The sequence below is a fragment of the Paenibacillus humicus NBRC 102415 genome (assembly GCF_004000905.1).
GTDB classification, from domain to species: Bacteria; Bacillota; Bacilli; order Paenibacillales; family Paenibacillaceae; genus Paenibacillus_O; species Paenibacillus_O humicus.
On the sequence record NZ_BIMD01000022.1, the window covers coordinates 35,405 to 49,628 of the forward strand.

12 protein-coding genes are annotated in these 14,224 nt (G+C 60.2%); 9 read left to right on the plus strand and 3 right to left on the minus strand.

Going from position 1 to position 14,224, the window contains the following annotated elements:
* Nucleotides 1-8: 8 nt before the first annotated feature.
* Complete coding sequence (locus PHU01S_RS14420; protein ID WP_048747214.1) at nucleotides 9-1,427, plus strand: amino acid permease; 1,419 nt, start codon at nucleotides 9-11, stop codon at nucleotides 1,425-1,427.
* A 71-nt stretch (nucleotides 1,428-1,498) separates the two neighbouring features.
* On the opposite strand, the gene PHU01S_RS14425 is transcribed toward PHU01S_RS14420, so the two are convergent.
* The 3 genes from PHU01S_RS14425 to PHU01S_RS14435 all read right to left on the minus strand — a co-directional run bounded on the left by PHU01S_RS14425 (nucleotide 1,499) and on the right by PHU01S_RS14435 (nucleotide 3,727).
* Nucleotides 1,499-2,257 (minus strand): YqcI/YcgG family protein, encoded by a 759-nt coding sequence (locus PHU01S_RS14425; RefSeq protein WP_127508133.1) that lies wholly within the window; start codon nucleotides 2,255-2,257, stop codon nucleotides 1,499-1,501.
* Nucleotides 2,258-2,333: 76 nt separating this feature from the next.
* Nucleotides 2,334-2,957: a LysE family transporter gene (locus tag PHU01S_RS14430; protein WP_048747211.1), complete on the minus strand. Its 624-nt coding sequence runs from the start codon at nucleotides 2,955-2,957 to the stop codon at nucleotides 2,334-2,336.
* 176 nt (nucleotides 2,958-3,133) lie between these two features.
* The gene (locus PHU01S_RS14435; protein WP_127508135.1) at nucleotides 3,134-3,727 is read right to left on the minus strand and encodes a DUF1989 domain-containing protein; all 594 of its coding nucleotides are present in this window, start codon (nucleotides 3,725-3,727) and stop codon (nucleotides 3,134-3,136) included.
* A 201-nt stretch (nucleotides 3,728-3,928) separates the two neighbouring features.
* Here PHU01S_RS14435 and PHU01S_RS14440 point away from each other — a divergent pair, with 201 nt between their 5' ends.
* The 8 genes from PHU01S_RS14440 (at nucleotide 3,929) to PHU01S_RS14480 (ending at nucleotide 13,703) form a co-directional block, all read left to right on the plus strand.
* Nucleotides 3,929-4,393 carry an acyl-CoA thioesterase gene (locus PHU01S_RS14440; protein WP_048747243.1) on the plus strand — a complete coding sequence of 155 codons (465 nt, stop codon included), beginning with the start codon at nucleotides 3,929-3,931 and terminating at the stop codon, nucleotides 4,391-4,393.
* 183 nt (nucleotides 4,394-4,576) lie between these two features.
* Nucleotides 4,577-5,770 (plus strand): MGDG synthase family glycosyltransferase, encoded by a 1,194-nt coding sequence (locus PHU01S_RS14445; protein ID WP_053086990.1) that lies wholly within the window; start codon nucleotides 4,577-4,579, stop codon nucleotides 5,768-5,770.
* A 457-nt stretch (nucleotides 5,771-6,227) separates the two neighbouring features.
* The gene (locus tag PHU01S_RS14455) at nucleotides 6,228-8,015 is read left to right on the plus strand and encodes a cache domain-containing sensor histidine kinase (RefSeq protein ID WP_127508137.1); all 1,788 of its coding nucleotides are present in this window, start codon (nucleotides 6,228-6,230) and stop codon (nucleotides 8,013-8,015) included.
* Nucleotides 8,012-9,541 (plus strand): response regulator transcription factor, encoded by a 1,530-nt coding sequence (locus PHU01S_RS14460; RefSeq protein WP_127508139.1) that lies wholly within the window; start codon nucleotides 8,012-8,014, stop codon nucleotides 9,539-9,541. Before PHU01S_RS14455 ends, PHU01S_RS14460 begins: the two co-directional genes overlap by 4 nt.
* Nucleotides 9,542-9,632: 91 nt before the next feature.
* Nucleotides 9,633-10,961: an extracellular solute-binding protein gene (locus PHU01S_RS14465; RefSeq protein WP_048746773.1), complete on the plus strand. Its 1,329-nt coding sequence runs from the start codon at nucleotides 9,633-9,635 to the stop codon at nucleotides 10,959-10,961.
* Nucleotides 10,962-11,025: 64 nt separating this feature from the next.
* Nucleotides 11,026-11,901: a carbohydrate ABC transporter permease gene (locus tag PHU01S_RS14470; RefSeq protein WP_127508141.1), complete on the plus strand. Its 876-nt coding sequence runs from the start codon at nucleotides 11,026-11,028 to the stop codon at nucleotides 11,899-11,901.
* Between the two features lie 19 nt (nucleotides 11,902-11,920).
* A complete protein-coding gene (locus tag PHU01S_RS14475) occupies nucleotides 11,921-12,796 on the plus strand; it encodes a carbohydrate ABC transporter permease (RefSeq protein ID WP_021881044.1) in 876 nt (291 codons plus the stop codon).
* Between the two features lie 319 nt (nucleotides 12,797-13,115).
* Nucleotides 13,116-13,703 (plus strand): DUF5317 domain-containing protein, encoded by a 588-nt coding sequence (locus PHU01S_RS14480; protein ID WP_021881043.1) that lies wholly within the window; start codon nucleotides 13,116-13,118, stop codon nucleotides 13,701-13,703.
* The last annotated feature ends 521 nt before the right edge of the window (nucleotides 13,704-14,224 follow it).

The following is a 14,224-nucleotide window of genomic DNA, read 5'->3' on the forward strand; positions in this document are numbered from 1 at the left end:
TTGAAATCATGTCCGAACATCTCAAGCGTCCTCGGGCTGCCGCCGCCGGAGGGGCGGGCTCCGAAGGGGGCGCAAACGGCCTTTCTTGGTGGAAGCTGTCGCTGTTCGGAGCGGGCTGCACGATCGGCACCGCTTTTTTTCTCGGCACCGGCATCGCCGTCCGCCGGAGCGGCTTCCTCGTGCTGCCGATTTTTCTGGCTGCTGCCGCGGCCACTTATTTCGTCTATGAGGCGCTTGCTTCCATGACGGCCGAGCAGCCGGAAAAGGGCTCGTTCCGAGCGTATGCCAAAAAAGCGTACGGAAGATGGGCCGGCTTCAGCACGGGCTGGATCTACTGGTCTTCCGAGCTGCTCATTCTCGGGGGCTCCCTGACAGCTCTCGGGCTGTTCACGCGGTACTGGCTTCCGGCTGTTCCGCTATGGGTTTTTGCCGCAGGCTACGCCGTGCTGGCGCTCGCCGTCGTCGTGCTGGGGTCCAAAGGAATCAACACCGCCGAGAACCTGTTCGCCGTCGTGAAAATCGCGGCCGTCGCCATGTTCATCGCCGTCGCCGCCTTCATGCTGCTGAGCGGCAGAACGTCCCCGGCGGCAAAGCCGGCGGAGTGGAGGGGGCTGCTGGAGGCCGGCGGCTGGAAAGGCGCCTGGAGCGGACTTCTATACGCCTTCTACGCCTTCAGCGGCATCGAGGTGATGGGTTTCATGGCTGCCGGACTGAAGCGGCCTGCGGATGCCCCCAAGGCGGGCCGCATCATGCTGCTCGGCATTGGAATCCTCTATCTTCTTTCCATCGGCCTTGCAATTGTGGTCGTGCCGCGTTCGGATATGAATTCCTCGGAAAGCCCGTTTGTCCAGACGCTCGAGGTGATGAGGCTGTCCGTGCTCGTCCATATGCTCAACGGGGTGCTGATCGTCGCCGGATTCTCGATCCTCGTCGCCTCTCTGTACGGCGTATCCACGATGCTGGTGTCGCTCGCATCGGACGGAGACGCTCCGCGCTGGCTGACGCGGACGGCGGGGGCCCGGCGCCTGCCATGGGCGGCGCTGCTCGTCAACGCGGGCGGCATGACGGTCTCCGTCGTGCTTGCCCTGCTTCTGCCCTCGACGCTGTTCGAGCATCTGGCGACAGCCGGCGGCCTGGTGCTTCTCTATGTATGGATGTTCATCGTCGCGACTTATCTGAAGCTGCATAAGCCGGGGCTTCCGGGATGGATCAAAAGCGGGACGGCGCTTGCCCTCATGGCGGCCGCCGCCTCCGGCTCGCTGCTGGAGCCGGCAGGCCGGCCAGGCTTCTGGGCCAGTCTGGCGATTGCCGCGGCGGTGGGCGCCGTCACGCTGGCCATGTCGAGACGCTGGAAGGGCGGACAGCCGCAGCCAGGCGAGGAGAAGCGTTCCGAGGGCGACGCTTGCGGGGAGACGGCTTCATCCTGAGGCGGCGAACGTTTCGTCTTCTCGCCTGAGCGCTCAAGACCCGCGAGAATGCTTCCTTGCGGAATCCGGATCTAGTCGCCGGCAGGCAGCTTGATTTTGCCGCTCAGGAACGGGCATTTCGACAAGGCGCTGTCGTCGTCCCGCAAATAGTATTGCTGCCATTCCTGGTTGTCCTGCTGGCCGTACCATTTGAGCGACGGATGGGCGGGGATGCCGTCGTAGTCCGCCAGCTTCCTGCGGATGATTTTTTTCATGTTGCGGCCGAAGGGCGTGGAGTCGTTGATTTCCCGGAAAACCCAGCGCGGCTGGAAAGCTGCGAGAAAGCCGGAAAAGGAGCGGCTGCGCCGGACCACATGGGCCGGAGTGGCGCAAAAGGCGAAATAGGGCTCTCCGCCGAAGCAGAATTCCCATTCGTGATGCCCGGGATCCCGGGGAATCGATTCCGGCCAGGGTGCCGGGTCCAGCCTGGAAGCGCCGCTGAGAAGAGACCAGAACAGCTCCTCGTAGGTTTCCACGGACGCGCTCTCCAGCAGATCCTCGGGAGTGCGGAAGAAGATGACCAGCGAGGCGTATTTGCCCGTTTCCCCGGACAAGGGACCGTACTGCGCAAGCAGATCGGCGACTTCGCGCGCCGCCGCTTCCGTACGCGGGTCGGGAGCGAACCCGAACCGCAGATTGTCGGTCAGGAAGCCCTGCCTGCCCGGCACGCAAGGATAGGAATTGTCGTCGTCGGCGATCATGGAAGCAAAGCTCAGGTAGGCTTCCCTTTCCCACTTCTCCAGTGACATTGAGTGATGTTCAAGCCAGCTTTTCGCATGCAGTTGTGCCATCCGTCCTTGCCATCCTCCTTTGATACGTCGCTTCATCGTATGTAAGGAGTGGGAGTTGGGTGAACGTCCCGGCATTCTAGGCCGTCAGCTGGAGGAAGGCCTGCCAGCCGAAGTAAAGGCCGAAGCCGATCAGCGACAGCCCTGCCAGGGAGGAGATGCCTTGCAGGACGCGGCTGCTGGCGAATCGCCGCAGCGAGCTTGCGAGTGCGGCCATGACGACGTCCCAGAGCAGGATGCCCGCGAAAATTCCGGTGCTGTGCAGGAGCAGCAGAGAGAGGCCCTCATGGGAGCTCCCGGCGATCAGGGAGCCGTAGATGCCGAGCCAGAACAGGATATTGAGCGGGTTGAGGAGCGCCATCAGGAAGCCGGAGCGGAAGGATGCGGCTCTCGTCGTTTCCTCATGGAGCGGACCCGGCAGCGAGGGGGAAGCGGCCTTCAGCGTCTCGAGACCGGTGTACATGAGCACGAAGAAGCCGAAAGAGAACAGCAGCGTGCGCATGAAGCCGGTCGCCAGGAAGTTCGCCACGCCGAAATAAATCAGCAGCATGTACAGCGCGTCGGCAGCCATGGCGCCGATTCCGACCAGCCATGCATGGGTGAAGCCGAACCGGGCTCCCTTGTCCAGCTGGGCGGCGTTGATGGGGCCGATCGGAGCCGACAGGGACAGACCCAGCAGCACATAGGCCAAAAAGGCGTTCATCCGAAATTCACCTCCAGAGGAAATAGGCTTGCCTGCAACGGGTACAAGTCATCCTATTCCTATTCGGAGGCTTATTTTTGTAGAAGGACAAATAGGGGCGCCGGAGCGGCGTCCCTGGAAACAGTTCGATTCAACGACTCCCATGTGTCGCCCGGCCGATCCATCGATCGCCGTGATCAGTCGACAACTTCGACGCGGATCGGCGTGCAGGCATAGCTGTTGCAGGCGCTTTCCGAGCAGGGGCAGGCAGAGACGGCGACGATCAGATCCATTTCCGCCCTCAGCTCCACCGCGTCGCCCGCCTTCGATAGCGGACGCTCGACGGAAATGCTGCCGTCCGGATGGATGACGGTGTTCATGAACACGTTGAACGCGTAATGCTGGTCCGGCTCCGGCAAGCCGTACGGCTCCAGTGCCCGGGTCAGGTTTTCATGGCAGCTGGCGTGGTTTTTCTTGCCGTACAAAAACTCGTACATCTCCGGACGGCAGGAGGCGTTGATGAAATCGTGGACGCCGACGTCGTCGGCGACAACGGTCAGGATCGGACGGTATTTGTTGGAGTAGAGAATATCCCCCGGACGGACCTTCATCTTATGGAGGGCGTCCATCGTCACGTTGGGATCGATCCTCTCGGTCGTGTCGTCAGCGCGGTAAGCGACGAAATCGGCCACCTGCTCGCCCTCGACATCCGTCACCCGGATGACTTGGCCTTTGTTTACTTTGAAGCCGATTCCTTCTCCGGCTGGAATCAGCCAGTGGCTCTGCGGCATGCTCGGTTCACCCTTCCTATGGTCATCTAGTCAGTATGGCTGTAAGGCGATCGGGGCATGCATCGGGACGCCCGGACCGTCGGCAGCGGCGGAAAAGTTGTCTGTCCGGCACGCGGCGTGATATCCTGCATGATAGACCTATCGTTTCCGGCAGAGGCGAGAGCGTGGACCGGAAGGATGCTGAAAGGGGCATTTCGCATCATGAGCAAGGGCGCATTCATGGGGGAAGACAGGCAAGCCTGGCTGGAATCGTTTCAATTTTCCATCCCGCTGAAAATCCGTTATTGCGAGACGGACATGCTGGGGCATGTCAACAACGTCAGCTACTTCATGTATTTCGAGCAGGGCAGGATCGAGTACGTCGAGAACCTGGGGCTGACCGACGAGCTGTTCAGCGACAAGACGGTATCCGTCGTGGCGGATCTCGAATGCCAGTACCTGGGCCAAATTTATCTCCGCGACCAGCTGCGGCTGCATGTGAAGACAGCCAAGCTCGGACGCTCGTCCATGGACATCCATTACGCGCTTACCGTCGGGGAAGAGCTCAGGGCCGCGGGACGCGGCACGGTCGTGCTGATCGATACGGCCAGCGGCCGCAGCACCGCCATCCCGGATCATGTGCGGGAGGCGCTCCGCTCCTTCGAGGGCGAGGGAATGACCGATTAACCGGACTTCGGTCCAGGACAGGAACATTCCACAGACGGTATGCCTCAAGCGCCCCATCGCGGTAAGCTGGTTCCAGACGACATCTTGCGGGCAGGGCATGCGGAAGAAGACTATTTCGGCCGAACGAGCCGTATGTATAAGCGGAAGCTGCCACCGGCTAAGATCTTGAAGGAGGAACCCCCTTTGGTACCTATAAGCCAGCAGAGGATCCTGGTCTTGACCGGGACGCTGGGCGACGGCCACAACCAGGCGGCCGGAGCCATCGCGGAAGCGGCGGCGCGGCAATATCCCGACGCTGTTGTCCGGGTCGTGGATTTCATGCAGTGGACGCATCCCAAGACGCATTCCGTAGGCAGATTCTTCTACATGCAGGGCGTCAAAGGCTTGCCGTCCTTGTACGGATACCTGTACCGCGCCACCCGCGACGAGAACCGCCTGTCCGGGATGTTCAAGCAGATGCGCACGTTCCGCTCCGGGAGGATGATGGAGCTGCTGGAGGAATTCAGGCCCTCCGTCGTAGTCAGCACCTTCCCGCCCGCTGCAGCGGCGATGTCCCGTCTCAAGACGGCCGGGCTGACGTCGGTCGCCACGGTGACGGTGATGACCGATTACGCGCGGCACAGCTACTGGCTCCATCCGGGCACGGACCGGTACATCGTCGGCTCCGAGTCGATCCAGCGCTCCCTGACGGAGCTCGGCATACCGGCTGGAGCCGTATCGGTCACCGGCATGCCCGTCCGCTTCTCCTTCGGACGCGCCTACGACCGTCTGGAGCTGCGGCGCAAGCATGGGCTCAGCCCCACCCTGCCGGTCGTTCTCGTCATGGGCGGGGGCGACGGCCTGATCGGACGGCGGCTGCTGACGCTGCTGGATTCCGCCGAGGACATGCCGCCCGCCCAGTACGTCTTCGTCTGCGGCCGCAACGAGAAGCTGCGCCGCCAGCTGGAGAAACGGCTGGAAGCGATGGGCGGACCGCATCGGATCCTCGTGACAGGCTTCATCGACTATGTGCACGAGCTCATGGCCGCAGCCGACGTCATGGTGACGAAGCCGGGCGGCCTCACCGTCTCCGAGGCTCTGTCGCAGGAGCTGCCGATGATTCTGTTCAAGCCGATTCCGGGACAAGAGCAGGAGAACTCGGCTTATCTGACGCGGCTGGGAGCCGCAGTGGAAGCCCGCTCCAAGTCGGACCTCATGCGTAGGCTGCGCCAGGTCATCGCGGAAGACGCGCTGCGCGCCCGCCTGCGCAAGAACGCATCGCTGAACAAGCCGGAGCATGGCGCGGATCGGGCCGTGCATGCGATCATCCGGATGCTCGGCCAATCGGCCGAAGGCGCGGACGCCGCAGCTCTTCGCTTGGCGGCTGCCCATGCGTGACAGCTGCACAAGCTGGAGACGTTGCTCAAGCATGACGGTCGGGCAGGCATGAGAATGCGGCAGGCATGACCGATTGCTGCGCACGCATCCGGAGATGCAAAAGCTCAGCTGCGCATCCATCCGAAGCTGCAACAGCTCAGCTGCGCAGACATCGGAAGATACAAGAAGGAATTCGGCCATCGGCCCGGATTCCTTTTTTTGATTTTTGCTGTCGGCGGCATCGTGTTTTTGTACTGATTTCGCCTGCCGTCTGCTTTATTTTTCAGGATGGCTTGCCTGATCAAAAATGTATGCGCTATCATAACAATTGTGACGAAAACGCTCAAAACGATGTCAGATTTTCCGATATTTATTGGAAATACGAGGAAAATTGGCATCGAAATGTTCTGGCGCTCGTCCAAATCCTTGACTATGATGGTAGAAAACATCCCAAAACTCGCCTGGGGGAATCGGCAGCATGGAAAACTGGCTCGGCAAATCACTCAAACACAAGCTATCCCTCCTGACGATTCTAGCCGTGCTCGTGCCGCTGATGTCGCTCGGACTGCTGTCCTACTCAATCGCCGAGGGGCTGTCGGAAGAGAAAGCCAAGATCGACGGCATGAAGACGCTGGATCTGCTCCAGGCTTACCTGGACAACATGGTCGCGGACGTGGAGAACATGTCGCTCTTCCTGATCGGCAACGAGAATGTCCAGAAGGATCTGCAGGCCGGACAGCGCGATGCGCGCAAGCAGACCGCCATCATCAGCTTTCTGACCGATCTGGCCTTCTCCAAGCCGTATATCAGCAACATCACCATCGACGGATCGGGCGGAAGCTCGCCCGTGAGCATCCGCTCCGTCGTCTCCTCCGGCCTTGACCGCCTTGCGGCCGAGGACCCGGAGCATTACGGCCCGCATGCCAAATGGTGGTCGTCCGTCTACGTGCAGACGACTTCCCTGGACAGCCAGCAGGTGCTGACGATGTCCCGGCCGATCCGCAGCACGACGCGTTACGACAAAGTCATCGGCCAGCTGCGAATCAGCCTCGACCAGTCGGTCATCGCCCGCCAGCTGCGGCAGTCCGAGCTGGAAGGCTCGGGCTCGGTCGTGCTGCTCGACGGACAGGGCCGGATTATGGCCGGACCGCCGCGCTGGGAGACGAACCGCCCCCTTACGGATTATTTGCCGGGCTTGACCGGGCTGGACGGAGAGAGCGGCGTGCTCACTTACGGCCAGAACGACACCCGTTCCACCGTCCTGTACCGCTCGCTCGGCAGAGCCGACTGGAAGCTCGCCGGCATCATCCCCTTTCAGGAGTACCGCTCCCAGAACCGCTATTTCCTTACGCTCACCGCAATCTCGGTATGCATCGCCCTCCTGTTCGTCATTGTCGTCGTCGGCTTCATCGTGCGCAAGGTGACCGGGCCGCTCTCCTCGCTGACGAGGCAGCTGCGGGGCGCGAATCCCGAGGAGCCGCTGCCTGTAATTCCGGTCACAACAATCGACGAGGTCGGCCAGCTGGTCATCAGCTACAATCGGCTCAGCAGCCGCATCGTCAACCTGACGGAGGAAGTGAAGCGGAGCGAGAGCATGAAGAAGGAAGCGGACATGCTGGCGCTGCAAGCCCAGATCAACCCTCATTTCCTTTACAACACTCTGTCTTCCGTCCAGTGGATGGCGCTGATGAACAAGGATGCCCGCACGGCGGAAATGGTCGGCTCGCTCAGCGACTTCCTCCGCTTCAGCCTCAACAAGGGGCAGGAATACTGTACGGTGTCCCAGGAAATCAGCCATGTGCAGAGCTATATCAAGGTACAGTCGATCCGTTATCCGGAGCGGTTCTGGTTCCGCACGGAGGTGCCTCAAGAGCTGCTGGAGCGCCGGATGCTGAAGCTGCTGCTGCAGCCGCTGATCGAGAACGCCCTGCTGCACGGCATTCTCAAGCGGCCCGAGCCCGGAGGCATCGAGGTCATCGCCGCTCCCGTCGAGGAGGGAATCCGCTTCACGGTCCGGGATGACGGAGTCGGCATTGAGCCGGCGAAGCTGGAGGAGCTGCGGGGCCTGCTCGTGAGCCGGCTGCTGCCGGGCTTCGATACGGCGACCGGGGGAGAATACGGCAGCTACGGGCTGCGCAACGTGCACAACCGGCTGCTGCTCCATTATGGTCCGGGCGCAGGCCTGCAGGTGGAGAGCCGCGTCGGAGAAGGGACAGTCGTCATGTTCGTGCTGCCGGAGCCGGCCGAGGAGGAGGGAAGCGGATGAAGCTGCTCATAGTCGACGATGAAGTCATCATCCGTACCGGTTTGAGCACGGTCATTCCTTGGGCGGAGAACGGCTTCAGCCTGCTGCCCGCAGCGGCTTCCGCGGAGGAAGCGCTGATGCGCATCCCGGTGGAGAGGCCGGAGCTGATTCTCACCGACATCCGCATGACGGGAGCAAGCGGCCTCGAGATGAGCTCGGAGGTGTTCGCCTCTTATCCGGATACCGAGGTCATCGTGCTGTCCGGTTATGATGAATTTACTTATGCCCAGCAAGCCATCAGGCAGGGCGTGAGCGAGTATCTGCTCAAGACGAGCGGTCCGGACGAGATTTTGCAGGCGGCGCTGCGGGCGAGAGACCGGCGCCGCAGCAAGTTGGAGCGCGAGGAGAGCAGACGGATGCAGTCGGAAGCCTATTACGGGCAGCAGATCTCCCGCCTTCTGGGAGGAGGGCGGCCGGAGCCGGAGCTGCTGGAGCAGACGTTCGACTGGCATCCCGCCCTGCGCGCTGTCGGCCGGAGCCGCGGCCTGCAGCTATGGCTGCTCGGCTATGCCGGTCCGGCCGCTGCGCGCGGACTCGCCGAGGAGGCGGTCCAGCAGCTGGCCGGCCTTCTGGGCGTCCCTGCCGCCGCGCATGAACGGGGCTGGCTGCTTGCGGCCGCTGTCCGCGATGGGCAGGAGCTCGTTCCGCAGATGCGCTCCATCGTCCGGAAGGCTGCGGCGGCCGGAGTGCCGCTCCATGCGGCCGGCGGCGAAGTCCAGCCGGGCTGGGACGGCATGGAGGCGGCGAGAAGGACAGCGCTGCATGCGTATTCAAGCCGCTACCTGGCCGGCAGCGGCGGCGTCGTCCTGAATGCCGAGGTGAGCGGGCGCGAGGGCATGCGCACCGTATGCTCTCCGGAGGAGGAGAGGGAGATCGCGCGCATGCTTCAAGCCGGTAGGGCGGAGGCGGTGGAGCAATGGACCGATCGTCTCCTGGAGAGCATCCGTTCCGAGGGGAAGGCGACGCCGGCTTCCGCAACCGCTTATTTCCACTCCGTGCTCATCGCCGGCTGCCGCTGGCTGGACCGCAGCGCGGAATCCGTCGGGGCGGAGCCGGCTGCTCCACTGGAGGGCCTGGAGATCAGCGGCCTGGAGGAGCAGCCGCGCGAGACGCTCATCACCTGCCTGCTCACGCTGGCGAGCCGGTACAGGGAGCTGGCTTCCGGCGGCCACGGAGCCGTCAGGCGAGCCTGCGAATACATCCGCGAGCATCTCAGCAGCAGCCTGTCGCTGCAGCAGGTCGCCCGGCATGTCCACATGAATCCGACTTATTTCAGCGAGCTGTTCAAACGGGAGGCCGGACTCACCTATCTGGAGTTCGTCACGGCCGCGCGCATGGAGCGGGCGCGGGATCTGCTGCTGCATACGCCTGCCAAGGTCGCGCGCATCGCCGCGGAGGTCGGGTATGAGGACGCCAAGCATTTCAACAAGCTGTTCAAGACGCATAGCGGCTGCACGCCGACCGAATTCCGCCAGGCGGGCAGGTGAAGAATGCCCCCCCTGCTCCCGAAGGATCCCCCCTGCTGAGGCGGGGCCCCCTGGCTTATACTGAGGTCAATTCATGACAGGGGGAATGGTTATGAGAAACATAAGCAAGCTTGGAATCGCCGCCGTCACGGCCATGACGCTGCTCACCGCGTGCAGCGGCGGCACGAACAATGAAGCCTCCTCCAAGAACGGGGAAGGGGCGGACGCCGGCAAGAAGACCAAGCTCACCGTATGGCATAATTTCGCCGGGGACGACGCCCGCGCCAAGACGGTCCGAGCCAAGATCGAGGAATTCGCCGCCAGCCATCCCGACGTCGAGCTCGACGCTCAAGCCATTCCTCCGGACGGATACCGCCAGCGGCTGAGCACGGTCGCCGCCGCGGACGAGATGCCGGATGTGTTCCTCTCCTACTCCGGCAGCCACATCAAGGGCTTCCAGGAGTCCGGGCTCGTGCAGCCGATCAACGAGCTGCTCGACAGCAAGCAGGAATGGAAGGACAACTTCCTGCCCGGAGCCTTCGACGGCTCGACGATCGACGGCAGCACCTATCTCGCTCCGCTCGCCATGTCGGCGACGTCCTTCCTCTACTATAATGCGGATCTGTTCAAGCAGAACAACGTCGCCGTTCCGAAAACCTGGGATGAGCTGATGGCAGCCGTCGCCGCCTTCAACAAGGCCGGCATTACGCCGATCGCGCTCGGCAACAAGGCGCCATGGGTCGCGCAGTCGACCATTCTCGGTTCTCTGGCGGACCGCGTGACGGGAACCGAATGGTTCAAGAAAGCGGTCGCGCAGGATGGAGCCTCCTTTGCCGATCCGCAGTTCGTGGAAGCTCTGGGCTATTTCAAACAGCTCGTCGACGCGAACGCTTTCGCCAAGGACGCCAATACGATCGACAATACCCAGGCGGAGCAATACTTCGTGCAGGGCAAGGCAGCCATGATGGTGAGCGGCGCATGGACGCTGACGAATCTCGCCGCGACCAGCGAGGACGAGCTGAAGAAGATCGACATCACGGTGCTTCCTTCCGTTCCGGGCGGCAAAGGCGAGGCGAACACCATTACCGGCGGCGCCGGTGCCGGCTTTGCGCTCAGCAAAAAGGCGGAGGGCGACAAGAAGCAGGCCGCGCTCGACTTCATTTACGCGGTGAGCGGACCGGAGACGCAGAAGGCGATTGCCGAAAGCAACTCTATGATCATGTACAAGACGGAAGTCGACCAGTCGAAGGTCACCTCCCTCTATTACAAGGCGTTCGAGCTCGTCAAGACGATCGGCATCACGCCGGTCTACGACGCCTACCTGTCGGCCGAAGCGGCGGAGGCCATCAACAACGGCCTGCAGGAGCTCATGATGGGCGGCAAGCCGGAGACGGTCGCCCAGAATCTCCAGGATGCCCAAGCCCGTTCGCTCAACCCATAACCGCACAGTCGGAGACCCGTGCCCGCAGCGGGTCTCTTTTTTGCACAAAGGAGGCTGACAACCCGTGCCGACCCCACTTCGCAGCAGAGGCTTCATCGCGGCGGCGCTGCTGCCCGCACTGATCGTATTCATCCTGTTCGCCATCGTGCCGATTCTGTGGTCCGTCTATTACGGCTTCTTCCAATGGAAAGGAATGGGCCAGCCGAAGTTCATCGGATTCGGCAACTATTCGGCCATGCTGCAGGATCCCGTCTTCTGGAGGGCTCTGAAAAACAACTTGATCCTCGTCGTTTCCGCCATTGCCGGGCAGATTCCCATCGCGCTCGTCGGCGCGCTGCTGCTCACCGCGAACGGCTGGTTCAACCGGCTGATCCGCTCTGCGCTGTTCATGCCGATGGTGCTGTCCACCGTCGTCATCGGGATGATCTGGGGCTATATCTACAACTCGCAGTTCGGCCTGCTGAACGAGGCGCTCTCGCTGCTGGGGCTCGAGAGCTGGACCCGGGCGTGGCTGTCCGATCCCAAGATCAATATGTACGCCGTCTCCATTCCGATCAACTGGAGCAACATCGGGCCTTACTTGATCATCTTCATTGCCGCCCTCCAAAACATCTCCTCGGAAATCCACGATGCCGCCGCCATCGACGGCGCTTCCGGCTGGCGCAAGCTGCGTTCGGTGACGCTTCCGATGGTATGGAGCACGGTCGTCGTCACGCTGGTGCTCTGCATCGCAGGCAGCCTGAAGGCGTTCGACCATGTCATCGTGATGACGGGCGGCGGACCGGCCAAGTCGACGGAGCTGCTCGCCACTTATATGTACAACAACACGTTCGCCGTCTACCGCTACGGGTACGGCTCCGCCGTCTCCACCATGATCATCGTCATCAGCCTGCTGCTCATCGCGCTCAACCTGCTGGTCACCCGCCGGAAGAACGGATGAGGGAAGAGGAGGACTCCTAATGAAGGCAACTGCTGCTCCTATCCGGCCCGAGGCCGTCGGAAAGCCTCGGGCCGGCTCCGCCGCCGGGCGATTCGCGGTGAAGCTTGCCCTGCTGCTCTACGCGGCGGGCACGCTGTATCCGCTCTACTGGCTGTTCATCAGCGCGCTCAAGACCAACGACGAATTTTTTGCCCATCCCTATGCGCTGCCGCAGAAATGGGTGCTCTCCAATCTGTCCCGCGCTTGGGAGCTCGGGCATATGGGCCGCGCCATGGTCAACTCCGTTGTCGTATCGGTGCTGGCCGTCGCCCTGACGCTGCTGCTCGGCACGATGGCCGCCTATGTGCTTTCCCGCTTCCGCTTTCCGCTGTCGCGGGCGGCGACGGGGCTGTTCGTGCTCGGCATGCTGATTCCGATCCACAGCACGCTCGTGCCCTTGTTCATCGTCATGAACAAGGTCGGGATGCTCGATACGTACGCTTCCTTGATCCTGCCTTACACCGCCTTCGAGCTGCCGATCGCGATCTTCGTGACGATCGCTTATCTGGCATCCATCCCGCGCGAGATCGAGGAGGCGGCGCTCATCGACGGCTGCGGCTGGTGGGGCATCTTCTTCCGGATGATCCTGCCGCTGTGCAAGCCCGCGCTCGCCACGGTGGCGATTCTGGCTTTCCTGCGCTTCTGGAACGACTTCGCGTTCGCGCTCGTGTTCATCAACTCGCAGGCGCTCAAGACGCTGCCACTCAGCCTCGCCCTGTTCTCCGACGGCTTCGGCACGGATTACAGCCTGACGATGGGGGCGATGGCCATTGCCGTGCTGCCGACCATCGCCGCTTATCTGGTCTTCCAGGAACAGATCATGAAGGGCATGACGGCGGGTGCCGTCAAAGGCTGATGAAGAATCGTTCTTAATATGGAATTTTATGTATAAAAACGAATATTCAATAGGCCTAATGGTATAAATTATTCATAAAATTAGGTCAATGGATGCAATAAAAACCGGTTCCATTTGGTTGGGAACCGGTTTTTTAATGTGAAGTCAATAGGACCTCTGTGCAAAAAAAGATAGGTTATGCTACTTAGTTCATATTGACGGGTTGTCTTTATGCATTCTATAATGGCAATGATCAAATGCAAATGTTGGTAATTGTAGAACTTTACTGCAATATTGATATTGTCGTCGATTGCCGTAATCTTCTGAAGGGGAAACTGCTATGGTCTATGATGGCATCCTTATCGGCCTTGTCGTCGGATTTATCCGGGCAGGCTGGAAGAGCGGCTTGATCGCTCTCGGCAATATCCGAATTAAGGGCGGCTGGGTTTTTCCGCTGCTGCTTATTGTCCAGTTCGGTTTGTTCTATCTGCAAGATTATGTGTCCTTTTTCGCTCGTTTCAACTCCTACTTTTATATGCTCGTTTATGTTGCAGGGCTTTCTCTACTCTACGTAAACCGCTCTTACAAGGGAATAAACTTGCTTTTTATTGGTGTCTTTCTGAATTTCCTGGTCATGCTGGTGAACGGCGGACGAATGCCGGTGTCGCTGGAGGCTGCCTCCGTACTTGATCCTCATTTTATTGAAATGCTGAAGAACGGAGACGTACTGTACAAGCATATTCTTCTGGATAGTTCAACTAGACTCCCGTTTCTGGGAGACATCATACCTTTGGGTCCTCCTTATCCAAGAAGGCAGGCCATCAGTATTGGAGATGTAATCATGAATATAGGTATCTTCTTCTATATTACATCGCAAATGTCTTCCCAAAAAACCCATGAAAAGCAGCCTCGTACAGAAGCGGCTTGATCTTGAAAAAGGGGCTTTGAAGCATGAAGGGAGGTGACGAATATGAAAAAAGTCAATGTTAAAGTCATTCTCTTTAATCTTGCCATCATTGCTTCCCTGGGAGTTGCGCTGACTTCGGGACTTAAAGTATTCTAATAGCTTAAAAAAGGAGACAGAATGATCGTTCTGTTTCCTTTTTAATATTTACCCGTTAAGAGGGAGAGCCAGGATGAAACAGTTGAAAGCTATCGCGGTTATACTTAAAACGCCCTCATACCTCTATGTAGTCCTGCTATCTTTAATGGGTAGTCTATTATTGCTTTCTTACTTTCTTCCTGTCGGAATTGCCATTTCTAACGACAGATGGATCACGATTTACGCCATGACTGCAGGAGTCGTCTTGCTTGATTACTTTATGTTTCAACTCCCGCCTGAAGGGCACCGTCAATCCATGGACTCCACTATTTTTTTGGCGACCGTATTTGTATATGGAGTAGAGCCGGCACTGTTGACTTTGGCCATAAGCACCTTTTTTATTGTTT

Excerpts from the sequence above, each read along its gene's own strand:
- PHU01S_RS14420 (WP_048747214.1), top strand. The coding sequence starts at position 9 with ATGTCCGAACATCTCAAGCGTCCTCGGGCTGCCGCCGCCGGAGGGGCG.
- PHU01S_RS14425 (WP_127508133.1), bottom strand. The coding sequence starts at position 2,257 with ATGGCACAACTGCATGCGAAAAGCTGGCTTGAACATCACTCAATGTCA.
- PHU01S_RS14430 (WP_048747211.1), bottom strand. The coding sequence starts at position 2,957 with ATGAACGCCTTTTTGGCCTATGTGCTGCTGGGTCTGTCCCTGTCGGCT.
- PHU01S_RS14435 (WP_127508135.1), bottom strand. The coding sequence starts at position 3,727 with ATGCCGCAGAGCCACTGGCTGATTCCAGCCGGAGAAGGAATCGGCTTC.
- PHU01S_RS14440 (WP_048747243.1), top strand. The coding sequence starts at position 3,929 with ATGAGCAAGGGCGCATTCATGGGGGAAGACAGGCAAGCCTGGCTGGAA.
- PHU01S_RS14455 (WP_127508137.1), top strand. The coding sequence starts at position 6,228 with ATGGAAAACTGGCTCGGCAAATCACTCAAACACAAGCTATCCCTCCTG.
- PHU01S_RS14460 (WP_127508139.1), top strand. The coding sequence starts at position 8,012 with ATGAAGCTGCTCATAGTCGACGATGAAGTCATCATCCGTACCGGTTTG.
- PHU01S_RS14465 (WP_048746773.1), top strand. The coding sequence starts at position 9,633 with ATGAGAAACATAAGCAAGCTTGGAATCGCCGCCGTCACGGCCATGACG.
- PHU01S_RS14475 (WP_021881044.1), top strand. The coding sequence starts at position 11,921 with ATGAAGGCAACTGCTGCTCCTATCCGGCCCGAGGCCGTCGGAAAGCCT.
- PHU01S_RS14480 (WP_021881043.1), top strand. The coding sequence starts at position 13,116 with ATGGTCTATGATGGCATCCTTATCGGCCTTGTCGTCGGATTTATCCGG.